Raw genomic sequence first — 23422 nt, forward strand, 5'->3', positions numbered from 1 at the left:
CCAGTACGGTGGGGCCCCGCCGAGCCGAGACCACGTCAGGTTTCCACAACTGGTTCTGCTCGGGGCGGCGAATGGGACGGCTGAACTCTGGGGGAGGAGTTCGGGTGGATCGAGGAGCACGGCATCAAGGGCTGGTGGCCACCGTGGTGGTCGACCGCTACCGAGGGGGTGCACCAGGTGTCAGGGACCGGCCGAGGCTGAGGGACACTGCGGCGCGCTTCGTCGAGCAGGCATCACGACTCGGCTTCCGGCTCCCTCACCTCGGCATCGCCAGCTCGGACGACGTACACGGCACGGAATCCGTCGTCGGCCGGGATCGCGTCCGCACGTTCCTCGAGAGGTTCCGGCGGCAGGCCGCCGACCGCAAGATCCTCTACTGGACCGGGCATGGCCATGTGCACGGCGGCACCTACTGGCTCGCGTGCGAGGACAGCTACCAGGAGGACGGGTTCCATCCCGAACGTGCTGTCTCCGCCGACGAACTGGTCACCTGGCTGGCCGAGGACCCGACGGACACGCTGCTGGTGTTCGACGCCTGCTTCGCCGCAGAGGCGGTGGAGGCGGTCGTCGCCGCGGCGGGCAGGAGGGGCCGCGCGCGGGGGACCGACAGCGGGCTGGCCGTGGTGGCCACGGCTGGACCCGAGCAGGAGGCGTTGGAGGGCCATTGGGTCGACTGCCTCGAACAGGTCGTTTCGACGCCTGAGCTGGAGGTCCAGGGCAGTCTCCGGATCTTCCACAGGGAGAGCGAGGTCGTCCAGTTCTCCGGCCTGATGCTGGCCGTCAAGGAGATGACGCGGGACCACCGGCCCTACTGGCAGGAGCCGGTTCCGCTTCCCGTGTGGTTCCTGGCCAACCCGCACTGGTCACCACGGGCCCGTTCGGCTCTGCGCCCGGAGGAGGACAGGGCCTGGATCGGCAAGGAACTGGCGCAGGAGGAACTGCCCGTCTTCTCCGCAGCCGGCGAGAGCTGGCACCTTCGTGACTTCACGCCTCGGCACCGGGTGCTGGGCGAGCTGGTGGACTGGCTTCGGGTCCAGGACTCGGGGATGTACACGGTGACGGGGGCGTCCGGGTCGGGCAAGTCGACGCTCCTTGCCTACCTCGCCCACCTGACGGTCGCGCACTTCGTCGCCTCCCTGCCCACCGCGCGCCGGCCCCGCGCGTTGCCGGAGCTCCGGTCGGTCAACGCAGCGCTGCACTGCCGGGGCAGGACCCTGGCCGCACTCTGCGACGAGCTGGCCCGGAGCCTGGAGCCGCTCGGCCTGCGCACCGCCGGCCTGGTGCCGGGCGCCCCGCACGGCCTGGTGAGCCAGGTCGGAGAGCTGGTGACGAGGGTGGGCAGCTTGACCCTGCTGTTCGACGGGCTGGACGAGGCGGCTGCGGGCCACTCCTTCGACATCGCCCGAGGACTCCTCAACCCCTTGTCGGCCTTGCAGGGAGTGCGGCTCGTGGTCGCCACACGCCCCAGAGCGCGCCGGAACCTCCCCGGCGATCTGCGGTCGGAGACGCTCCTCGAGGTTCTGCACGCTACGGCCAAGGTGGAACTGGATCAGGCCGAGGAGACGGAGCAGGAAATCACCGCCCATGTCGAACGGCTCCTTCAGGGAGACCGTTCCCCCTACCGGCGGCCGGAGACGGAGCGGCTCCGTGAAACGGTGGCCCGGCACGTGGCCTTCCACAGCAACGGACTCTTCCTGGTCGCCACCTTGTGGGCCCGGCGACTGACACAGCGGCCGGCGGTGCGGGACGAGGCAGAACTCGCGACGGAACTGCGGCGAGGGACGTCCGTGCTGGACTTCCTGCTCGACGAGGAACTCGTGCGGCTCGATCCGCAGGACCCGGGACGGGTCCGTGACTTCATGCGCGCCCTGGCCCTGGCTCAGGGCGTCGGCCTGCCTCAACCACGGGTATGGCTGGCCGTGACCAACGCGGTGCGTGCGCGGGGGAGCCGGCTGTACGACGAGGCGGACCTGCGAGCTGTGATCCGGGCCGCCGACGGCGTGACGATCACCGCGGACAACGACATGGGGGAGGAGGTCTACCGTCTCCACCATCCCAGTTTCGGCGCCCACCTGCTGGCCGAGCAGGAGCGGCACGACACCTGGCACCGTGCGGTCCTCGACGCCCTGCTTCCGTCCCGCAGCGACCGGTGGTCCACGACCGAACGCTACGTGCGCGAGCACATCGCCGCGCACGCCGCGCTGGCCGGCGACGACGCGCTCGCCGCGCTGGTGTCCGACTTCCACTTCCTTGTGGCCGCGGTGCCCGATGTGCTCGAGCCACTGGTCGCGGCCCGACTGACGACCACCCCGCAGAGCGCCCTCTACCTGCGGGTGGCCGACCATTTCCGCCGGTACCCGTCCGACACGGCCCGCTGGGCGATGTTGCGGGCCACGGCCCTGGCGATGTTCCCCACCGAGTACCTGCGCACGATTCCGCGCCCCGCCTCCGTGTTCTGGGAGGACGTGTGGAGCAGTGCGGAGAGGCTCCCTCTCCACCGGAGCTGGCCGGCTCCCATGGGCGGTGCGCTCGCCGTCCACTGGGAGGCCTGGGGGGAGGGAATCGTCCACGCATCGGGTGCCGGGGAGATCAGGGCCTGGACGGCGGACGGACATCAGGTGCGAGGACGGGACACCGGGGCGGCCACGTGGACGTCGCCACCGAAGCAGCGTGGGGTGACGGCGACCGGACGGGGAGAGGGCCGAATGATCGCGACGCACGACGGCCGGTGCGTCCGTGTCTGGCAGGGAAGCGGACGCGACCCGGTGGAGGAGTTCTACTGGGGCGGCACCCCGGGCCTGGTGGACTCGGTCACGTGGGGTGGAGAGACCCTGCTCGCGGCCGTGGACGGTGACCGCCTCTGGCTGTGGCGATGGGACGGAACGGGCGCGTTCTCCCGGGACGGCGTCCGGACGCACACCGTCGACGAGCGGGTGCGCTGTGTGCGTCTCCTCCTACTGGGCCGAAGGGTGGTGGCCGTGACCGGTGGCCCCGGCGGAGTGAAGGTGTGGGAGGTACCGGGGCCCAAGGCGCGGAACGCTCCGCTCCGTCCGGCCCGGACCCTGGGAGAGGCGGACGGGGAGATCTGCGCGGTGGCCGCGATACCGGCGCGCGGCGGTGACGGTGCGGTGATCGCCTCCTTGGACGGCCACACCCTGCGGGTCTGGCGGATGGCCGACCCCTTCGTCGGTGAGGAGCGACTCCTCTTCGGCGCGTCCACCGCGGGGCTCTCGGTGGAGCTGGGGGAAGGCCCCTCCGGCCTGACCGTCGCGGTGCGCGAAGGCGCCTTGGTCCGTGTCTGGGAAGGTGGGGGACGAGAACGGGTGCCGCTGCCGTGCAACCACCATCACCGCTCCATGGCCTTCGATCCGAAGGGCAGCGGGCGGCTGGTCGTGGCGGACGACACCCGGGTCCGCGTCTGGGAGCCGCACGACCCGGACGAGGAAGGAGACGCCCACGGCCTCGGTCCGCTGATCGGCCGGACCGCGGACCGGCCGCAGGCACGGGTCGTGGCAGGAGGACGGGGAGAGCCCTCCTTGCTCGTGCGGTCCCAGGGCTCGGGCGTGCTGATCGGCCTGCACGGACCCGAGGGGCAGACCGGCGACGTCCTCCGGCTGGTACACCCCGCTCAGGTCACCGCACTCGACGCCGTGCAGGCCGGCGACCAATGGGTGGTGGCAGCTGTAGGCCGCAGACGTGTCGTGCTGTGGACCCTGGGGCCCCGACTGCAGCTGAGAAGGACGGAGGAACTCCTCCTTCCCGTGGCGGCCGACATGGAGGTTTGCTCGATCGCCCTGTGGCTCACCAGGGCGGGCCGTCCGTGCTTGTTCTGGCCGTCGCGGCAGAGGGCGGTCGTCTGGGAACGCGACGACCGGGGCGCCTGGAGCGAGGGACGGAGCTTCTGGATGCGCTCCGCGGGAGCGGTGCAGCAGCTGGCGGTGGTGACCGCGTCCGACGGGCAGGCATGGCTCACGGTTCGGGGCGGTGATGCCGTGTGCGTCTGGGATCTCGACCACACCGCGTCGACGCCGCAGCGTGTCGACGCCTCCGGCGCGACGGCGGTGGTTACGGGGTTGCTGAAGCGGCTCGGTCTGACGGTGCCGGTGATCGCCTGCACCAACGGGGACTCCGTGTGGTTCACCGAGTGCGACGGCGGATACGCCGTTGCCACTGTTCTGCCGTGGCAGGACGGGGAACCGCTCGACGGCCTGGTGCTGGCCGGCCCGCCCGAGGGCCCCTTGCTGGTGGGCTGGAGTCGCAAGTCCGGAGGACTGAGGATCTGGGACGTCGCACGGGAGGAGCCCCTGACGCCTCTGCAGCCGAGGGGCTATCAGGTGACGACGGTGGACTCCGTGTCCGGCGAGGGCCGCGTCACACTCATGATCCAGGGCATCGCGCAGAACACCGTCCGCTGCGACCAGGTGTCCCTGCCCTGGTCCGTGGCAGCGGAATCCGCTACGACAGGCGAGGAGAACCTGCTGTGAACCACGATCTGGTGGTCCTCGTTCCGGGGATCATGGGCACCGCGCTCCTACGTGACGGCGTGGACGTCTGGGACCTGACCCCTGAGGCGTTGGGCCGTCTCACCGGACCGGGACAGCTCAGGCAGTTGCTCCAACTGCCGGAAGGCATCGGCGACGACGATCCCGATCCCCGGCATGCCCTGGAGATCGGAGGGCTGGTGCACGGGCGCCGGCTGCTGCCCGGGCTGATCTCCAGCGTGGAGGACGCCGGGCTCGGCAGGCGGCTCGGCGTCGATCCCGCGCGGTTCGCCGTGTTCCGCTACGACTGGCGGCTCAGCAACAGGAACTCGGCGCGGCAGCTGGAACGCTTCGTGGAGACGCGGCTGAGCCACTGGCGGGAGACTACCGATCCGCAGCGGTATCCGGGTGCCCGGGACGCCAAGGTGGTCTTTCTGTGCCGCTCCATGGGCGGGCTCGTCGTCCGGTACTACGCCGAGGTGCTGGAGGGGTGGAAGCAGACCCGGGCGGTCGCGACCCTGGGTACGCCCTTCTCGGGCAGTGTGAAAGCGTTGAGATTCCTCACAGGCCGGATGAAGTGGGTGCCGGCACCCCTTGCCGAGCAGATCCGTGCGATCTGTGCCACCTATCCGTCCGTGGCTCAGATGCTGCCCACCTATCGGGTGGTGCTCGATGCCGTGAAGGGCCGTGTTCGCCTGGGATCCCAGCCCGTGGACGGCATCGACCGATGGATGCTCGACGACTGCTTCCGTCTCCTCCACCAGGTCGGTGTCGCCGTCCGGAACAACGACAAGGCCCGTCCCGGCCGCTACGAACTCGTGGTGTTCGGCGGTGACAAACACCGGACCGATCAGGCGGTGTCTCTCTCCGTCGACGGTCGACCGCGGTTCCATCAGGACCTGTCCGCCTCCTCGGCACCGGCGGACCGGACGGTGAGGCTGTCCGGGGACGGAACGGTGTCGAACATCGCCCAGATGCCGCCCGAGCGGATCAGTACCGTCAGCGCCCTGTGGCTGGACGGGAGGCACGCGGATCTCATCAACGTGAAAGAGGCTCGCAGGCAACTCCGCCGGGTCTGCGACGGAGAGCCGGTGGCGGGCGCCCTGAGCGAGGGGCACCCCTTGGACGTCGAGATCCCGGACTTCGCCGAGGCCGGCGCTCCGATCGAGGTATGTGTCGCCAACGCGGACACCGCCATGAACCTGCGGGTGCGGCTCATCGGCGAGGACGGTGTGTGCGTCGCAGAGGAACCGATGCTTCCGTACGGGGGAGGTGACTTCCGCGCGCAACTGCGGGCGGGAGCCGGCCGCTGGACCGTGGAGGTCCGGTCCGAGGCACTCCAGTACTCCTGCCGGGACGTGGTGCTCGTCGCGTAGGGCCCTTGGGAAACGGGCGGGCGTACGGGCGAGGTGGTTGGTGGTTCCGCCGACCGCTGCGCACGGGCGGCGCCGCACAGCGACGCCGGCGTCCCCCGGCGCGGTGCCGGGGGACGCTTTCGCGGGGCGGTATCGCGGCACCTCGGTCACCGCTGGGGGTCGGCGTTGAACTTGGCGGTGGCCCAGAAGTAGCCGAGGACCGCGAGGCCGGCGCACCAGGCGACGGCGAGCCAGCCGTTGTGGCCGATCTCGGTGCCGAGGAGGAGGCCGCGCAGGGTCTCGATGGCCGGGGTGAAGGGCTGGTACTCGGCGATCGGCTGGAACCAGCCCGGCATGGTGTCCACCGGGACGAACGCGCTGGACAGGAGCGGGAGCAGGATCAGCGGCATCGCGGTGTTGCTGGCCGCCTCCGCGTTCGGGCTGATCAGGCCCATGCCGACCGCGATCCAGGTGAGCGCGGTGGCGAAGAGGACCAGCAGGCCGAGGGCCGCCAGCCACTCCAGGACGGTGGCGTCGGTGGAACGGAAACCGATCAGGACGGCGACCGCGCCGACCAGGACCACGCTGGCCACCGACTGCAGGACGCTGCCGATCACGTGCCCCACGATCACCGAGCCGCGGTGGATCGCCATGGTGCGGAACCGGGCGATGATGCCCTCCGACATGTCGGTGGCGACCGAGACCGCGGTGCCGATCGTGGTGGAGCCGATGGTCATCAGCAGCAGCCCCGGCACGATGTAGGCGATGTACGCCGCCCGCCCGTCCCCGCTGCCGCCCACGCCGGCACTCATGGTCTCGCCGAAGATGTAGACGAAGAGCAGGAGCAGCATGATCGGCGTCAGCAGAAGGTTGAGGGTGAGGGAGGGGTAGCGGCGGGCGTGGAGGAGGTTGCGGCGGAGCATGGTGGTGCTGTCGCGGAGGGCGAGGGAGAGGGTGCTGCTCATCGCGCGGTCTCCTTGTCGGTGGTGGTGTGGGCGCCGGTGGCGGGGGTGGTGTCGTCGGTGAGGGCGAAGAAGACGTCGTCGAGGTCGGGGGTGTGGACGGTGAGTTCGGTGGCCTCGATGCCGGCGGTGTCGAGGTGGTCGAGGAGGGTGCGCAGGGCGCGCTGGCTGCCGTCGCCGGGGACGCGCAGGGTGAGGGAGTCCTCGTCGTGTGCGGCGTCGGTGAGGAGGGTGGTGGCGCGGTGGTAGGTGGCGGGGTCGGTGAAGCGGAGCTGGACGTGGCCGCCGGGGATGATGCGCTTGAGTTCGTCGGCGGTGCCCTCGGCGGCGATGTGGCCGTTGTGCAGGACGGCGATGCGGTCGGCGAGTTGGTCGGCCTCCTCGAGGTACTGGGTGGTGAGGAGGACGGTGACGCCGTCGGTGACCAGGTCCCTGATGATCTGCCACATGGTGTGGCGTGAGCGGGGGTCCAGGCCGGTGGTGGGTTCGTCGAGGAAGATGACGCGGGGGCTGCCGACCAGGGTCATCGCGATGTCCAGGCGCCGCTTCATGCCGCCCGAGTAGGTGGAGGCGGGCTTGCCGGCCGCCTCGACCAGGTCGAACCGCTCCAGCAGGTCCGCGGTGACCCTCCGGCCCTCCGTCTTGGACAGGTGGTGGAGGTCGGCCATCAGGAGCATGTTCTCCTCACCGGTGATCAGACCGTCCACCGCCGAGAACTGCCCCGTCACCCCGATCGCCGAGCGCACGGCCTGCCCGGCGCGGGCGACGTCGTGGCCGCCGACGACGGCCTGGCCGCCGTCGGCGGATATGAGCGTCGAGAGGATCTTGACGACGGTCGTCTTGCCGGCGCCGTTCGGGCCGAGCAGGGAGAAGATCGTGCCTTCCGGGACGGCGAGGTCGATGCCGTCGAGGACGTGCTTGTCGCCGTAAGACTTGCGCAGACCGTTCGCCGAGATGGCCAGACTGGTCATGAGGGTCCCCCTTCGTCGTGTGGTGTGTGAGGTCGCTCAGAGGCTGCGGGCGGTGATGTCGCCGTAGCCGGTGGTGGCGTGGATGTTCAGGGGCGCCCCGGCGCCCTCCGCGTTGCGCAGGGAGTTGGAGACGCGGCCGGAGCCGGTGCCGGCGTCGAGGGTGGCCGCGACGCCCCGTGCGGCGGCGATCTCGACGGCGCCCATCTCGGTGCGCAGGGTGACCGTGCCGCGGTGGGCCTCGGCGACGCGGATGTCGCCCTTGCTGGTGCTGATGTCCGCGCCGCCGGTCAGCCGGCCGACGACGACGTCACCGGCCAGGACCTTCACCCGGGTGTCCGCGGACTCGTCGAGCTTCACGGTGCCCTGGTCGGCCGTCAGGCTGACGTCGCCCAGCCGGCCCACACCCCGGATCTCGGCGTCGGAGGCGGTGGCCTCGACGTGGGACCCGGCGGGCAGCTGGACCGTCACCTCGACCGCGCCCGGGTGGCCCAGGACGCGGCTCTTCGGCTCGCCGGCCTCGATCCGCAGCGTGCCGGCTTCGAAGGCGACCTGGATCCGCTCGGCGGCCTTGACGTCGCGGTTCTTGCCGGCGTCGGCCGGCAGGACCTCGACGGTGGCGTCGGAGCGGTCGGCGGCGATGAGCCGGACGCGGCCGGCGGGAACGTCGAGGACGACCTGGACGGGGGCGGTGGTGGCGAACTGCTGCATGGTCTTCTCCTTTGTCGTCCAGCGCCGTTGCGCTGTTTCCGATATGGGAAAGCTACGTTGCGTTCATGGATGTCGGCAACAGTGTTGTTGCAGCAACATCAAGAAATGGCAGGTCAGTTGCGGGAAATCGTTGCACCGGCCTTGCAGGTAACGCAACGTCAGGAACGGAGAGCGTTGCAATGGTTCGCCGGTGAACGCTAAGGTGGCCGCGTATCCCGCAGGCACCACGAAGGAGTCCCGATGCCGGGTGGCAGGCTTACTCAGCCGGAGCGTCAGCAGATCGCGCTGGGGCTCGCCGACGGGCTGGCCTACGCGGAGATCGCCAGGCGTCTCGACCGTCCGACCTCGACCGTGACCAGGGAGGTCATGCGCAACGGCGGACCCACTGCCTACCGCCCCGACCTGGCGCACCGCGCGGCCGAGCGCCGCACCCAGCGCCGCAGGCCCGCCGCGCCCCGGGACGCCGCGCCGCCGCAGGACGTCGAGGGGCGCGACGGCGCGGCGGTGCGGGAGTTCGAGGAGATGTTCACGACCGTCCTGATGCAGTCGGGGCTGCCCAAGATGATGGCCAGGGTGGCGTCCTGCCTCTACACGACCGACGAGGGCAGCCTCACCGCGGCCGACCTCGCCCAGCGGCTCCAGGTGAGCCCGGCGTCGGTCTCCAAGGCCGTCACGTACCTCGAGGCGCAGGGTCTGGTGCGCCGCGAACGCGACGAACGCAACCGCCGCGAGCGCTACTTCGCGGACGAGGACGTCTGGTACCAGTCGATGCTGGCCAGCGCGCGGGGCACCGCCGCGATGGGCGAGGCCGCGCGGGAGGGGGTCGGCGTCCTCGGCCCGGACACCCCGGCGGGCCGCCGGCTGGAGAACATCGCGCGCTTCGTCGACTTCGTCTCCGAGAGCATCGTGCGCGCCGCCGAACAGGCTCGCGACATCCTCTACACCAAGCCGGCGACGGACCCGGCGCCGCGCGACGCGGAGGACTGAGCGCGCGCGGATGGGAGCGCACCGGCCGGGCGGGGGTCGGGTCGCCGCCCGGCCGGGCGCGGTCGGGGGCGGCCTAGGCCGCGGGCCAGGCGGGGCCGGCCGGGTCGGTGTCGCGGCGGCCGGTGAGGAGGGCGTCCGCGGTGCGCCAGGCGGTGGGCGAGAGCAGCGGGCGCAACCGCAGCAGCAGGGCCATGAGTTCGGCCCCGTGGCGGGCCCGGACGATCGGGTCCACGCGGACGAGGTCGAGCTCGTCGGCGGCGATCAGCTCGGCCAGGTCCCGCCGCTGGGCCAGGGAGAGCGAGCGGGTCCGGCCGGTGAATCGTTCGACGTAACGGCCCGAGGGGTGGGTGAGCGTCGGGTAGGTCGCCGCCCGGTCGCAGACCCCGTAGAGGTGGACCAGGGACTCGGCCTCCGGGCCGATCAGCAGGGCGAGTTCCGCCCGCCGGGCCAGGCCCAGCACGGCCGGGGAGAACGCCTCGGTGCCGTAGGCGGCGTGGCACAGCCCCGCCAGCTGCAGCTCGGGCCGTGCGCCCCAGAGCACGAGCAGCGAACGGACCCGGACCAGGTGCTGCAGGAGCGTGCCGCCCGGGTGGGCGATGGCGTCGGCGCCCAGGCGGCGTAACAGTACGACGGCCCGGTCGGCCGCCGGTGGGGGAGCGGGCACAGTCACGTGTCCTTTCGGCGGGAGGGGTCGGGTCGGCACCCGCGCGCACGAGACTGCCCGCCGGCCGTCGTGGAACCGGTCGGGTGCCGGAAGATGCGCGGGTTGCCGCCCGGGGCTGCCCTTCTCCCCGATCGTGCTGCCTGGGGGCGAGGCAGGTCAATCCTTGGGTTCGCTTCCCAAGTCCCAGCAGCCGCTTGGGGATTGCTAGCGTGTGGCGCGTGACTCTTGACGACCTTCGGGTGTTCGTGGCGGTGTGCCGGGCCGGATCGCTCAGCGCGGTGGCCCGCGAGCTGGGCTGCACCCAGTCCGCGGTCAGCCAGCACGTGAAGCGGCTGGAGAAGGAGACCCGCGTCAGCCTGCTGGAACGCCAGCCCCGCGGGGTCGTGCCCACCGCCGCCGGGCGCATCCTGTGGGACGCGGCCTCCGACGGCCTGGCCGGGCTGGACCTGGCCCTGCGCCGCCTGGGGGACCTGGTCGACGGGGAGAGCGGCGCGGTCCGGGTGACCACCGGCGGCACCACCGTGCGGCACTTCATGGCCGACGCCATCGTCGACTTCCGCCGCCGCTATCCCCGCGTGAGCCTGGAGTTCCAGACCGAGACCTCCAGCCGCCGCTGCTTCGACGCGCTGCTGTCCAGCAACCTCGACCTGGCGTGGATCACCATCGGGGAGCCCGTCCGCGGCATCGAGCAGCGGCCGGCGATCGACCTGCCCTGGGTGCTCGCGGTCCGGGAGGGCGACCCGCTGGCCGGGCGGGAGAGCGTCCGCGTCGCCGACCTCGCCGACCTCCGGCTGGTGCGGCTGCCGCCCAACTCCACCTCCGGCGGACAGCTGGACGAGGCGTTCGCCGGGTCGGGCCTGCGCGCCGGGTCGGGCACCAGCGTGGCCGACTGGGACACCGCGCTGCTGCTGGCCGAACTGGGGCTGGGGCACGCGGTGGTCCCGGAGCTGCCGGGCATGCGGGAACCGGACGCCGGCGGGGCGGGAGGTCCGCTGCGGCTGGTCTCCATACCCGAACTGCCGCCGTTGCAGGTGGGCTGGGCGGTGCGGCGCTGGGACGCGTTGCCGCCGCTGGCGCGGATCTTCGCCGACACGGTCGTCCGGGCGCTGACCGCCTGAGCGGCTGACCGCCTGCGGCCCCTCTTGTCGGGTTGGTATGGACCTGTCAGGCTGCGCGCCAGGTCACCACCCAGCCCTGTGGAGGTCGGTCATGCTCTCCCAGTTCCTGCGCAACCGCCGTTCCCGTTCCGCTCCCGTTCCCGCTTCCGGTGCGCGCTCCGGCGCCGGTTCCCGGCCCCTGTCCCGTGGCGTCCTGTCCCGTGGCGTCCTGGCCCTTGCCGCGCTGGCCGGGGCGACGCTCGCGCCGCCCGCCGCGGCCGCCGCCCCGGCGTCGGCCGCCGTCACTGCGCCCCAGGTGTATGGCTCCTGGCACTGCGGCGACGACGCCTGCACCTGGTCCACCGTCCGCGGTCTCGCTGAGTTCGATGCGAAGAACCACTGGCTGATCGACCGGGGCGACGGCCGGCCTTCCGTGAACCTGGTGGTGCTCAGCTTCGTCGAGCCGCTCAAGCTGCTGCACCGGACCAACGACGCGGGCACCGTGAACGGCGTGCCCAAGGGCATGACCCGGGAGATCGTGCAGTACTTCACCTCCCGCGGGATCCGCGTGCAGCTGTCCGTCGGCGGGCTGACCTACACCGACGAGTGGGACGCCGCCCTCGCCGAGAACGCCGCCCAACTGGGCCGCAACGCCGCGGCGGTGGCGACCGAACTGGGCGTCGGCTTCGAGATCGACTACGAGCAGAACACCGACCCGGACCTCGCCGGGCTCCAGACGTTCATCGACGCCTACCGCGCCGCGCACCCGTACGACGCCACCGGCGCCGACCCGACGGCGCGGCTCACCATCGACGTCGCGGCGGGCGACCGCTGGCTGATCGACATCAACCGCAAGGCCACCACGGACTGGCTGCGCACCGACGTCCCGGTGCTCGACCACGCCAACGCGATGGTCCCGGCCCGTCAGCCCTCGGCGAGCGCGGCGATCGCCAACTGGCAGGAGCACGTGGACGGCAAGTCCACCTACAACCCGCGGGTGCCTCCGCTGGCCCCGGCCAAGTTCACCGGGGCGCTGTACATCACCAACGCGAGCAAGGTCCTCCCGGAGTGCACGGACTTCGCCGCCTCGCTGCAGAACAGCACGGGATCGTTCACGCAGTCGGTGCAGCCGAACGGGGCGGGGAGCACGCCCGGGATGCTCGGGTACATGTTCTGGGCCGCCGAACGGCCCTCCACGCGCGGCTCGGGCACGTTGCCGCCGAACACCTGCGAGGGCGGTGTGGGCGCGGGTGCGACCGCGTACGGCGTCCCGGTGCCGATGCCGCCGCTGCGGCAGAACTGACCCCGCCGGTCCGGGCGCCCGCTCACCTCAACGGGTGAGCGGGCGCCTTGATGTGGCGTCGTCCGCTTCGCTGGTCCGGGTGACGCGTGGGGGCGTGCGGGGCCGGTTGTCCACAGGTCAGTTCCGGCCGGATGGCGCGGTTCGAACGGTGGTCGGCTCCGGTCCGGGCGGAGGGTGCGGAGCGCACTCTTCCCGCGTCACGCAGCGTGATCCCGTCGCTACCCGACCGGGTGTGTTCGCGGGTGTCGCCCGATGATCGGGGCGGCTGGGGGTGGTGCGGAGCGTGGGGCGGTTTTAGGACATCGAACGCCGTTCGAGTGGCCGTGGCACCCCTGGGAAGGTCAGTAATCTCCTGGTCCGGGAGCAGTGTGATAGAGGGGCGCGGGTCCGGAGGGGGTCGATTCCGGCCCGGGGTAGCACCGATGCACCCGGGGACGTCTGCCCGGCCCGCCTGCCCTGTTGGGGGGAAGTGCGTGCAGCTCAAGAATTGGCGCGAGGACATCCGTGCCGGCCGCTCGGCGTTGTTGTCACGGCCGTGGGAGTCCAAGGACCGTGCCGGCCACACCCATGACCCGAACGAGGTCACGGTGCAGCTCGACGGCGTGGGCCGGGAGATCGAGGAGGAGCTCGAGGCGGTCGGACCGCCGAACGGGGCGACGGTCGCCGGAGACGCCGCGGACGGGCCGGTGTTCGTCGACGAGTCCGGCCGCCGCAGCCGGCGGTACCGGCGCATCGGCATCGGGGTCGGGGTGGCCTGCGCGGTGTACGCGGTGGTCATCGCGGCGACGTTGCTGTCCGGGAACTCCAACGCGCCCTGGATGCCGTTGCCGGGGCGCGAGCAGGGGCAGGGGAGCGGCGCGGACAGCGCGGTGACCGGGCCGCTGCCGGCGGACCGGGCGGGGCAGTCGGGGGCGCCCGCGGGGATGCCCGGCGGGGGGCCGAGCGGGTCCGCGGGCACGAAGGGGGCGTCGCCCTCCGCCGGCGGGGCGTCCGGGCAGCCGGTGGACGACCGCAAGGCCGCGGCGGGCGACGCGGAGGAGGAGGTCCGGCAGTCGGGCGACGAGGGCACCAAGCCGGACCCGGCGAAGCCGAGTTCGGTGCCGGATCCTGGGCCGGGGGACGAGCCGGATCCCGGTCCCGGGCCTACGGCGGGGCCTGATCCCTCGCCTGCGGCGAGTGAGCCGCCGGCGCCGGAGCCGACGGAGAGCGCGGCGCCGGGGGACACGACCACCGTCGCCGCGGCTCCCGCCGCCGACGCCCCGTACCCCCAGGCCTGACCCGCGCCCCTCCCACCCGTGCTGGACGAAGCCCCCAGCCTGCGGGCAGTCGTGCCGCTGGGGCGATGGGGGTCCCCCCGGACGAAGTCTGGGGGAGGGCGGGCGTAGGTGCCCACGTCCTCACGCGACGGCTCGCTCCTCGGAACGTCAGTCCCCTCCTGGGAAGGGGGCGGGTCGGGGGATGAACAGTGCTGTCCACCAGGTCGCACCCTGTGCCGCGGTACGGGTCCCGTGCGAGCGGCACCGCGGGCTCGGGCCAGGTGGGGCGAGCCGCTCCCCGCGGAGGGGCCGCCCTGCGCCCGCCTCCCCCATCGCCCCCTGGGCGGCCCAGCCGCCCGCAGGACGGCGGAGGCAGCCGCCCGCACAGCTCCCGGCCCCGTGCCGGAAGGCAGCGCAGTGGCCGCTCGCGGGCCACGTACCGCGGACGGGAGGCTCGTCGGCCCCGCAGGGCCGTGGCCGGCCCGTCGCGTGAAACAACCGTCTCGTCGGAGAGAAAGCCCCGTACACACCATGGCGACACCACCCGGCCCCCGCGCCGGCTCACCCGTCCGCGTCCCGCGCCCAGGAGGGGCGGACGCCGACCCGCCCACCCGCCCGGTGCCGGCGTACCGCCCACCGGCCGACACCCTGAACGCCCCCGGCGGCCCAGGCATACCCGGCCACGGCGACCGACCGGGCCACGGCCCCGACGCGGCTCCCGGCGACGCCCTCCGCGGCGCCAGGTCCCGCCCGCCGAAGAAGGAGCAGCCGCCGCCGCGGAACAAGAAGCGGCGGCGGCCCCGCCGTCTCCCCCTCCGCTACCTGCTGCCGTCGCTGCTCCTCGTCGCCCTGTCGGCGATGCTGATGCTCCGCGGCTACGTGAACAGCGAGATCCTCGCCGACCACCGCGTCCGCCCGCCGGGGGCGACCGGCGACGTGCCGCAGGACATCCTGGCGGGCGGGCCCGTCATCGACACCCGGGACGGCCGCATCGGCACGGTGCGGGTGCCCGACCGCCGGCTGGTGCTGACCTTCGACGACGGCCCGAACCCCGAGTGGACCCCCAAGGTCCTCGACGTGCTGAAGAAGCACGACGCGCACGCCGTCTTCTTCGTCACCGGCACGATGGCCTCCCAGCACCCCGAACTGGTCGCCCGCATGGTGGCCGAGGGGCACGAGATCGGGGTGCACACCTTCAACCACCCCGACCTCTCCTACCAGAGCCCGGCCCGCATCGACTGGGAGCTGTCGCAGACCCAGACCGCGCTGGCCGGCGCCGCCGGCATCCGGACCTCGCTGTTCCGCCCGCCGTACTCGTCGTTCGCCGACGCCATGGACGACAACAGCTGGCCGGTGACCCGGCACATCGGCCGGCGCGGGTACCTGACCGTCCTCAACAACACCGACAGCGAGGACTGGAAGCGCCCCGGAGTCGACGAGATCGTCCGCCGGGCCACCCCCCAGCACGGGGCGGGAGCGATCGTGCTGATGCACGACTCCGGCGGCGACCGCAGCCAGACGGTGGCCGCGCTCGACCGGATGCTGCCGGCGCTCGAGCGCGAGGGCTACGCGTTCCAGAACCTCTCCGAGGCGCTGGACGGGCCGAGTGCCCACACCGAGGTGTCCGGCGCGGAGCTGTGGAAGGGCAAGGCATGGGTGTGGCTGGTGCAGGCCTCCGAGTCGGTCACCACCGTGCTGGTGTCCGGCCTGGTGGTGATCGGCGCCCTGGTCATCGGCCGGTTCGCGCTGATGCTGCTGCTGTCCGCGCTGCACGTACGCCGGGTGCGCCGACGCGGCGGCCGGTGGGGCGAGCAGCCGGTCACCGAACCGGTGACGGTGCTCGTCCCGGCGTACAACGAGGCCAAGTGCATCGAGAACACGGTGCGTTCGCTGATGGAGAGTGAGCACCCCGTCGAGGTGGTCGTCATCGACGACGGGTCCTCCGACGACACCGCCGGCATCGTCGAGGCGATGGACCTGCCCAACGTCCGGGTGGTCCGTCAGGTCAACGCCGGCAAGCCCGCCGCCCTCAACCGCGGCATCGCCAACGCCAGTCACGACATCATCGTGATGATGGACGGCGACACGGTCTTCGAGGCGGCCACCGTGCGGGAGCTGGTCCAGCCGTTCGCCGACCCGGGGGTCGGGGCGGTGGCCGGCAACGCCAAGGTCGGCAACCGGGACTCGCTGATCGGGGCCTGGCAGCACATCGAGTACGTGATGGGCTTCAACCTGGACCGCCGCATGTACGACGTGCTGCGCTGCATGCCGACCATCCCCGGCGCGGTCGGGGCGTTCCGGCGCACCGCGCTGGAGCGGGTCGGCGGGATGAGCGAGGACACCCTCGCCGAGGACACCGACATCACCATGGCGATCCACCGCGACGGCTGGCAGGTCGTGTACGCGGAGAACGCGCGGGCGTGGACCGAGGCGCCCGAGTCGGTGCAGCAGCTGTGGTCGCAGCGCTACCGGTGGTCGTACGGCACCATGCAGGCCATCTGGAAGCACCGCGGCGCGATCCTCGACCGGGGCTCCTCCGGGCGGTTCGGCCGGGTCGGCCTGCCGCTGGTATCGCTCTTCATGGTGCTGGCGCCGCTGCTGGCCCCGCTCTTCGACGTGTTCCTGGTCTACGGGCTGGTCTTCGGCCCGACCGGGGCGACGGTCGGCGCCTGGCTGGGCGTGCTCGCCGTCCAGGCGGTCTGCGCGGCCTACGCGTTCCGGCTGGACAAGGAGTCCATGCGGTACCTGATCTCGCTGCCGTTGCAGCAGATCCTCTACCGGCAGCTGATGTACGTGGTCCTGCTGCAGTCCTGGATCACGGCGCTGACCGGCGGCCGCCTGCGGTGGCAGAAGCTGCGCAGGACCGGCGTGGTCGACGCCGCTCCGGTGGCCGGCTCCGGTGCGCGGGAGGCCACGGCATGAGCACCGGGACGACCGGCACGACCGGCGCGACCGGCGCGACCGACCCGACCGGCGCGGTCGGCAGGACCGGCACCACCGACCCGATCGGCCCGACCGGCTCCGCGGACACCCCGCCCTTCCCCTGGCACCCTGTCGGGGCCGAGGCCACGCCTGCGGACGGGAGCGGCGACGGCGCCCCGCGCGGCAGGGCGCGGGACCGTTACCTGGACCTGCTGCGCGCCCTCGCGCTGCTGCGGGTGATGGTCTACCACGTCTTCGGGTGGGCCTGGCTGACCGTCCTGTTCCCCTCCATGGGCGTGATGTTCGCCCTGGCCGGCGCGCTGACCGCGCGGTCCCTCCAGCGGCCGGGCGGCACGGCCCGCAAGGTCGTCGCCTCGCGGGTGCGCCGTCTGCTGCCGCCGCTGTGGGCGTTCTCCGCGGTGCTGCTCGGCGTGCTGTTCCTGGGCTTCGGCTGGCGGCCCGAGGGCGCGTGGGGCTGGACCGGGATGCTCGACTACCTGGTACCGGTGGGCGCGCCGCCCTACCCGGAGCAGGTCGGCTCGGAGTCCGGGCTGCTGGACGCCACCTGGGTGATGGAGGGCGCCGGCCCGCTCTGGTACCTGCGCGCCTACCTGTGGTTCGTGGTCGCCTCCCCGCTGCTCCTGCGGCTCTTCCGCCGCGCGCCCTGGCCCACGCTGCTCGCGCCGCTCGCCCTGACCGGTGTGTTCGGCACGGGACTGGTCGAGATCCCCGGCGAGACCGGCGAGGTGGTCAAGGACGCCTGTGTCTACGGCAGTTGCTGGATCCTCGGCTTCGCCCACGAGAACGGGGCGCTGGCCCGGGTGCCGCGGTACGTCAGCGTCTCCGCCGCCTCGACGATGATGGCGCTGGGCCTGTGGTGGGCCTCCGGGCACCAGGGGGAGGACCGCTGGGACCTCAACGACATCGCCCCGGCGCAGGCGCTGTGGTCGCTCGGCTTCGTGGTGGTCCTGCTGGTCTACGCGCCGGTGTGGACGGAACTGCCCGGGCGGCTGCGGCGCTTCGACGGCCTGGTCACCCTCGCCAACAACCGCGCGGTCACCGTGTACCTGTGGCACAACCTGCTGATCGCCCTCACCTTCCCGCTGCTCGACCTGTTCGGGGTGGGCGACGCGTGGTCGCTGACGGGGTCCTTCCTGCTGCTGCTGCCGCTCCTGGCCCTGGTGGTCCTCGCCTTCGGCTGGGTCGAGGACGTCGCGGCGGGCCGCCGGATCCGTCCCTGGCCGACGGGACGGACCCGGCGGCGCTCGGCCGTGCGGTGAGCAGCCCCTCGGCCGTGCCGTGAGGAGCCGCCCGGCCGTGCCGTGAGGAGCCGGCGCCTGGGAGGTCCACGGCCGTCGCCCGTCCGTGGACCTCTCAGGCGTCGCGCCGCCGGGGTGAGTGCAACGTTCCACCGCGGTCACCGGCACGCGCCGGGGACCGAAACGCGCGCTGCCTAGCGTCGGTGACGTCAGTCGGTGAGTCACCGTGGAGGCGTCATGCGCACAGCCCCCGTCGCGAACAAGAGGTCCGGTCGCTGGATCGAGCACTGGGATCCGGAGGACGAGACGTTCTGGAAGGAGAAGGGCGAGCGGGTGGCCCGGCGGAACCTCGCCTTCTCCGTGCTCTCCGAGCACATCGGGTTCTCCGTCTGGACGCTCTGGTCCGTGCTGGTCCTCTTCATGGGGCCGGAGTACGGCCTGACCCCGGCCGACAAGTTCCTGCTGACCTCGATGGTCACCCTGGTCGGCGCGGTCGTCCGGGTGCCGTACACCTTCGCGGTCGCCGTCTTCGGCGGGCGGAACTGGACGGTGATCTCGGCGAGCATGCTGCTGGTCCCCACCGTCGCCGCGTTCACGGTGATGGAGCCGGGGACCTCCTTCTCCACCTTCCTGCTGGTCGGCCTGCTGGCCGGCGTCGGCGGCGGCAACTTCGCCTCCAGCATGACCAACATCAACGCCTTCTTCCCGCTGCGCCGCAAGGGCTGGGCGCTCGGCCTGAACGCGGGCGGCGGCAACATCGGCGTGCCGGTGATCCAGCTGGTCGCGCTCGCCGTCATCGGCGCGGGCGGCGGCCCCCGGCTGCTGCTGGGCGTCTACATCCCGCTGATCCTGGTCGCCGTGGCCCTCTCCTGGAGGTACATGGACAACATCGCCTCGGTCCGCAACGACACCGGCGCCGCCCTCGACGCGGCCAGGGACGGCCACACCTGGATCATGGCGGTGCTCTACATCGGCACCTTCGGCTCCTTCATCGGGTACAGCTTCGCCTTCGGCATGGTGCTGCAGACCCAGTTCGGCCGGACCCCGCTGGAGGCCGCCGGAGTGACCTTCGTCGGCCCGCTGCTCGGCTCGCTGATCCGCCCCGTCGGCGGCCGGCTCGCCGACCGGTTCGGCGGCGCGCGCATCACCCTGGCCACCTTCCTCGCGATGGCGGCCGCCACCGTGGTCCTCGTGGTGGCCGGCCGGGCCGGCTCGCTCACCCCGTTCACCTGCGCCTTCGTGGTGCTGTTCGTGCTGACGGGGCTGGGCAACGGGTCGACGTTCAAGATGATCCCGGGCATCTTCCACCGCAAGGCGCTGGCCCGCGGGCTGCGCGGGGAGGCCGCGGACGCCTACGGACGGCGGCTGTCCGGCGCCTCCATGGGGCTGATCGGCGCGGTCGGCGCGCTCGGCGGAGTCGGCATCAACCTGGCGTTCCGCCAGTCGTTCATGACCTCCGGCTCGGGCACCGGCGCCTTCCTCTCCTTCCTCGCGGTCTACGCCGTCTGCATCCTCGTCACCTGGGCGGTATACCTTCGGCGTCCGGCCCCCTCCGCGCCGACGCAGGCCGGCGCCCAGGTGGACGGCGAGACGAAGCCGCAGCTCAGCTATGCCGAGGTGTGACGTAACGGCGCCGAAATGAGGAAGATCCGAGCCTGTCACGCGCTGTTGACAGGCTCGGATCCGTGCGCGGCCCCTCGGCGGCGCGCGGGGACTCGACAGCGGTTCGATGCGGGACGAGAGCGGGACGAGAGCCGGATGGAAGACCAGGAACAGCAGCAGCCGGAGGCCACCCATGGCCCGCTGGCCGGCTTCACCGTCGGCGTGACGGCGGCCCGCCGCGCCGAGGAGCTCGGCGCGCTCCTCCAGCGCCGCGGGGCGAACGTGGTCCACGCCCCCGCCCTGCGCATCGTGCCGCTCTCCGACGACGGCGAACTCCTCGCCGCCACCAAGGAGCTGCTGCGCCGCGCCCCCGACGTGGTGGTCGCCACCACCGCCATCGGCTTCCGCGGCTGGGTGGAGGCCGCGGAGGGCTGGGGGCTCGGCGGCGACCTCCTCGAGGTCCTCGGCACGGTCCGCATCCTGGCCCGCGGACCCAAGGTCAAGGGCGCGGTGCGGGCCGCCGGGCTCACCGAGGAGTGGTCGCCCGCCTCCGAGTCGATGGCCGAGGTCCTGGACCGGCTGCTGACCGAGGGCGTCGAGGGGCGCCGCGTCGGCATCCAGCTGCACGGCGAACCGCTGCCCGGCTTCGTCGAGGCGCTGCGTGAGGCCGGGGCCGAGGTGGTCGGGGTGCCCGTCTACCGGTGGATGCCGCCGGAGGACCTCGGCCCCGTCGACCGGCTGCTCGACGCCGTGCTCGCCCGCACCCTGGACGCCGTCACCTTCACCAGCGCGCCCGCCGCCGCCTCGCTGCTCGCCCGCGCCGAGGCCCGCGGACAGCTCCCCGCCCTGCTCGAGGCCTTCGCCCACGACGTGCTCCCCGCCTGCGTCGGACCGGTCACCGCGCTGCCGCTGCACGCGCACGGCGTCGACACCGCGCAGCCCGAGCGGTTCCGGCTCGGCCCGCTCGTCCAGCTGCTGTGCCAGGACCTCCCGGCCCGCGCCCGCGCCCTGCCGGTCGCCGGGCACCGCGTCGAGATCCGCGGCCACGCCGTACTGGTCGACGGCGAGCTGCGGCCCGTCCCCCCGGCCGGCATGGCGCTGCTGCGCGCCCTCTCCCGCCGCCCGGGCTGGGTGGTCTCCCGCGCCGACCTGCTGCGCGCCCTGCCCGGAGCGGGCCGCGACGAGCACGCCGTGGAGACCGCGATGGCCCGGCTGCGCACCGCCCTGGGCGCCCCCAAGCTCATCCAGACCGTCGTCAAGCGCGGTTACCGCCTCGCCCTGGACCCCGCCGCGGATACCAAGTACGCGAATTGATCCAGGTCGCGTACTGTTGACGGCCGCCAGTACGCATGAATGGGGACACCGGTGGCCGCTCAGGCACAAAAGGGGAACGCGGTCGACACGGCTCGCAGCACGACCAGCGAGAGTGACGGCGACGCGGCGGGGGACTCCGCCAGAGAACGCGAGATCGCCCTCGAGCAGGAACATCTCGACCGCGTGTACGTCCGCCTCGAGGAGAAGATCTCCGAGGCGGAGTTCCTGATGCGGGACGCCGCCCGCAAGGGCCACGTCGGCACGCCCGGCGCGCTCGCCGAACGCGACGCACAGGTCTTCCGGGCCGGCATCCACCTCAACCGGCTCAACAACGAGTACGAGGACTTCCTCTTCGGCCGCATCGACATGCTGCTGGGCAAGGACGGCAAGAAGGGCCCCGACGGCGCCTACACTTCCGTCGAGCCCGCCGACGAGGCGATCCGCGAGGACGACACCGCGGACGTCGCCGAAACCCTGCACATCGGCCGGATCGGCGTCCTCGACGAGGACTACGCGCCGCTGGTCATCGACTGGCGCGCCCCGGCCGCAGCCCCGTTCTACCGCGCCACCCCCGTCGACCCTGGCCGGGTGGTGCGCCGCCGCGTCATCCGTTCCCGCAACCGCAAGGTGCTCGGCGTCGAGGACGACCTGATGCGCCCGCAGCTCACCGCCCACCTCGACGGCCGCGAACTGGCCGTCATCGGCGACGGCGCGCTGATGGCCGCGCTGGGCCGCGCCCGCGGCCACACCATGCGCGACATCGTCTCCTCCATCCAGGCCGAGCAGGACCAGGTGATCCGGGCCCCCGCCGCCTCCGTCACCTACGTGGAGGGCGGGCCGGGCACCGGCAAGACCGCCGTCGCCCTGCACCGCGCCGCCTACCTGCTCTACCAGGACCGGCGGCGCTACGCGGGAGGCATCCTGATCGTCTCCCCGACGCCGCTGCTGGTCGCCTACACCGAGGGCGTGCTGCCCTCGCTCGGCGAGGAGGGTCAGGTCGCCGTCCGCGCGATCGGCTCGCTCGTCGACGGCGTCGAGGCGACGCTGCACGACTCCCCGTCCGCCGCCCGCGTCAAGGGCTCCTACCGGATGCTCAAGGTGCTGCGGAAGGCCGCCCGCGGCGCCCTCGAACTGGGCCCCGGCGGCACCGGCGAGGTCCCGTGCCCCGAGCGGCTGCGGGTGGTCGCCTTCAACCGCCGCCTGGAACTGGAGGCCGGCGAGCTGGAGCGGATCCGCCAGGCCGCCCTGGGCGGCACCGCCCCGGTCAACCTGCTGCGCCCGCGCGCCCGCAAGCTGCTGCTCGACGCGCTGTGGCAGAAGTCCGGCGCCGGCTCCCGGCACAGCGACCCGGAGCTCGCCGCCGAACTGCGCTCCTCCTTCGACGAGGACGTCACCACCGAGGACCCGTTCATCGAGTTCCTCGACGCCTGGTGGCCCGAGGTCACCCCGCGCGCGGTGCTCACCGCGATGGCCGACGAGCGGCGCCTGGGCCGCTGGGCGCGCCGCGTCCTCAACCCCGGCGAGATCCGCAAGGTCGCCAGGTCGCTGCGCCGCGACGGGCTGACCGTCCACGACATCGCGCTGCTCGACGAGCTGGAGGCGGTGCTCGGGGTGCCCGTGCGCCCGCGCCGCAAGCGCGAGTTCGACCCGCTGGACCAGCTCACCGGCCTCGAGGAGCTGATGCCGCAGCGCGAGGAGACCCAGCGCGAGCGGGCCGAACGGCTCGCGAAGGAGCGGGTGGAGTACGCGCACGTCATCGTCGACGAGGCCCAGGACCTGACGCCCCTGCAGTGGCGGATGGTGGGGCGGCGCGGGCGGCACGCCACCTGGACGGTGGTCGGCGACCCGGCGCAGTCCTCCTGGTCCGACCCCGACGAGGCCGCCCAGGCCCGCGACGAGGCGCTGGGCACCCGGCCGCGGCGGCGGTTCACCCTCACCGTCAACTACCGCAACCCCTCCGAGATCGCGGAGCTGGCCGCCAGGGTGCTGGCGCTGGCCATGCCGGGCGCCGAGGCGCCCACCGCGGTCCGCTCCACCGGCGTCCGGCCGCGGTTCGCGGTGGCCACGGGCGGGTTCGGCCCCACCGTGCGGGCCGAGGCACAGCGGCAACTGGCGCTGGTCGAGGGCACGGTGGGCGTGGTCGTGCCGATGAACCGCCGCGAGGAGGCGGCCCGTTGGCTTCAGGGCCTGGGGGACCGGGTGGTCGCCCTGGGCAGCCTGGAGGCCAAGGGCCTGGAGTACGACGCCACCGTGGTCGTCTCCCCGGCCGAGATCGCCGACGAGTCGCCGGCCGGCCTGCGGGTCCTGTACGTGGCCCTCACCCGCGCCACCCAGCAGCTCACCGTCGTCTCCGGGGAACGCGACGACCCGGACGGCGACGGCGTGCCGGACCTCCTGCGGGACTGACCGGTCCCGCAGGACACGCACGGCCCCGGCAGACGCCAGGAGGCCCGGACCGCGAGCGCGGTCCGGGTAACAAGGTAGCCGTACCGGAAGGTGCGGCTGGATCACCTCCTTTCTAAGGAGCACTTCTCAGCCAGG

The 23422-nt window shown here is 72.8% G+C and carries 15 protein-coding genes; 11 read left to right on the top strand and 4 right to left on the bottom strand.

Annotated elements, in window-relative coordinates; all coding sequences use genetic code 11:
- Positions 1-104 precede the first annotated feature (104 nt).
- Positions 105-4484 (top strand): NACHT domain-containing protein, encoded by a 4380-nt coding sequence (locus tag ABT026_RS26760; RefSeq protein WP_351117706.1) that lies wholly within the window; start codon positions 105-107, stop codon positions 4482-4484.
- Positions 4481-5857 carry a lipase/acyltransferase domain-containing protein gene (locus ABT026_RS26765; protein WP_351117707.1) on the top strand — a complete coding sequence of 459 codons (1377 nt, stop codon included), beginning with the start codon at positions 4481-4483 and terminating at the stop codon, positions 5855-5857. Before ABT026_RS26760 ends, ABT026_RS26765 begins: the two co-directional genes overlap by 4 nt.
- A gap of 146 nt (positions 5858-6003) precedes the next feature.
- Here the strand turns inward: ABT026_RS26765 and ABT026_RS26770 are convergent, their stop codons facing one another.
- The 3 genes from ABT026_RS26770 to ABT026_RS26780 are packed head-to-tail and all read right to left on the bottom strand — an operon-like array spanning position 6004 to position 8477.
- Complete coding sequence (locus ABT026_RS26770; protein ID WP_351117708.1) at positions 6004-6801, bottom strand: ABC transporter permease; 798 nt, start codon at positions 6799-6801, stop codon at positions 6004-6006.
- Entirely contained in the window at positions 6798-7769 is a 972-nt protein-coding gene (locus ABT026_RS26775) for an ATP-binding cassette domain-containing protein (protein WP_351117709.1), read from the bottom strand. The genes ABT026_RS26770 and ABT026_RS26775 overlap by 4 nt, the downstream gene beginning before the upstream one ends.
- 36 nt (positions 7770-7805) lie before the next feature.
- Positions 7806-8477, bottom strand: a complete 672-nt coding sequence (locus ABT026_RS26780; RefSeq protein WP_351117710.1) for a DUF4097 family beta strand repeat-containing protein — start codon at positions 8475-8477, stop codon at positions 7806-7808.
- 240 nt (positions 8478-8717) lie between these two features.
- Here ABT026_RS26780 and ABT026_RS26785 point away from each other — a divergent pair, with 240 nt between their 5' ends.
- Positions 8718-9464 carry a GbsR/MarR family transcriptional regulator gene (locus ABT026_RS26785; RefSeq protein ID WP_351117711.1) on the top strand — a complete coding sequence of 249 codons (747 nt, stop codon included), beginning with the start codon at positions 8718-8720 and terminating at the stop codon, positions 9462-9464.
- Positions 9465-9537: 73 nt separating this feature from the next.
- Here ABT026_RS26785 and ABT026_RS26790 read toward each other — a convergent pair whose 3' ends face one another.
- Positions 9538-10128, bottom strand: a complete 591-nt coding sequence (locus ABT026_RS26790; protein WP_351117712.1) for a DUF6817 domain-containing protein — start codon at positions 10126-10128, stop codon at positions 9538-9540.
- Positions 10129-10346: 218 nt separating this feature from the next.
- Here ABT026_RS26790 and ABT026_RS26795 point away from each other — a divergent pair, with 218 nt between their 5' ends.
- The 8 genes from ABT026_RS26795 to ABT026_RS26830 all read left to right on the top strand — a co-directional run bounded on the left by ABT026_RS26795 (position 10347) and on the right by ABT026_RS26830 (position 23287).
- Entirely contained in the window at positions 10347-11246 is a 900-nt protein-coding gene (locus tag ABT026_RS26795; RefSeq protein ID WP_351117713.1) for a LysR family transcriptional regulator, read from the top strand.
- Between the two features lie 91 nt (positions 11247-11337).
- On the top strand, positions 11338-12528 hold the full coding sequence (locus ABT026_RS26800; protein ID WP_351117714.1) for a glycoside hydrolase family 18 protein: 1191 nt from the start codon (positions 11338-11340) through the stop codon (positions 12526-12528).
- 473 nt (positions 12529-13001) lie between these two features.
- Positions 13002-13805: a hypothetical protein gene (locus tag ABT026_RS26805; protein ID WP_351117715.1), complete on the top strand. Its 804-nt coding sequence runs from the start codon at positions 13002-13004 to the stop codon at positions 13803-13805.
- Between the two features lie 837 nt (positions 13806-14642).
- Positions 14643-16706 carry a bifunctional polysaccharide deacetylase/glycosyltransferase family 2 protein gene (locus ABT026_RS26810; RefSeq protein WP_351117726.1) on the top strand — a complete coding sequence of 688 codons (2064 nt, stop codon included), beginning with the start codon at positions 14643-14645 and terminating at the stop codon, positions 16704-16706.
- A complete protein-coding gene (locus ABT026_RS26815; protein ID WP_351117716.1) occupies positions 16703-17986 on the top strand; it encodes an acyltransferase family protein in 1284 nt (427 codons plus the stop codon). Before ABT026_RS26810 ends, ABT026_RS26815 begins: the two co-directional genes overlap by 4 nt.
- A 216-nt stretch (positions 17987-18202) precedes the next feature.
- Positions 18203-19588 carry a nitrate/nitrite transporter gene (locus tag ABT026_RS26820; RefSeq protein WP_351117717.1) on the top strand — a complete coding sequence of 462 codons (1386 nt, stop codon included), beginning with the start codon at positions 18203-18205 and terminating at the stop codon, positions 19586-19588.
- A 135-nt stretch (positions 19589-19723) separates the two neighbouring features.
- The gene (locus tag ABT026_RS26825) at positions 19724-20881 is read left to right on the top strand and encodes a uroporphyrinogen-III synthase (RefSeq protein WP_351117718.1); all 1158 of its coding nucleotides are present in this window, start codon (positions 19724-19726) and stop codon (positions 20879-20881) included.
- 51 nt (positions 20882-20932) lie between these two features.
- Positions 20933-23287 (top strand): HelD family protein, encoded by a 2355-nt coding sequence (locus tag ABT026_RS26830; protein WP_351117719.1) that lies wholly within the window; start codon positions 20933-20935, stop codon positions 23285-23287.
- Positions 23288-23422 lie beyond the last annotated feature (135 nt).

Origin of the sequence: Streptomyces sp. NPDC002734 (assembly GCF_040295685.1) — a bacterium.
Taxonomy (GTDB): domain Bacteria; phylum Actinomycetota; class Actinomycetes; order Streptomycetales; family Streptomycetaceae; genus Streptomyces.

Coding starts and splice junctions, on each gene's coding strand:
- ABT026_RS26810 (WP_351117726.1), top strand. CDS start 14,643: ATGCTGATGCTCCGCGGCTACGTGAACAGCGAGATCCTCGCCGACCAC.
- ABT026_RS26775 (WP_351117709.1), bottom strand. CDS start 7,769: ATGACCAGTCTGGCCATCTCGGCGAACGGTCTGCGCAAGTCTTACGGC.
- ABT026_RS26820 (WP_351117717.1), top strand. CDS start 18,203: ATGCGCACAGCCCCCGTCGCGAACAAGAGGTCCGGTCGCTGGATCGAG.
- ABT026_RS26815 (WP_351117716.1), top strand. CDS start 16,703: ATGAGCACCGGGACGACCGGCACGACCGGCGCGACCGGCGCGACCGAC.
- ABT026_RS26780 (WP_351117710.1), bottom strand. CDS start 8,477: ATGCAGCAGTTCGCCACCACCGCCCCCGTCCAGGTCGTCCTCGACGTT.
- ABT026_RS26770 (WP_351117708.1), bottom strand. CDS start 6,801: ATGAGCAGCACCCTCTCCCTCGCCCTCCGCGACAGCACCACCATGCTC.
- ABT026_RS26785 (WP_351117711.1), top strand. CDS start 8,718: ATGCCGGGTGGCAGGCTTACTCAGCCGGAGCGTCAGCAGATCGCGCTG.
- ABT026_RS26800 (WP_351117714.1), top strand. CDS start 11,338: ATGCTCTCCCAGTTCCTGCGCAACCGCCGTTCCCGTTCCGCTCCCGTT.
- ABT026_RS26825 (WP_351117718.1), top strand. CDS start 19,724: ATGGAAGACCAGGAACAGCAGCAGCCGGAGGCCACCCATGGCCCGCTG.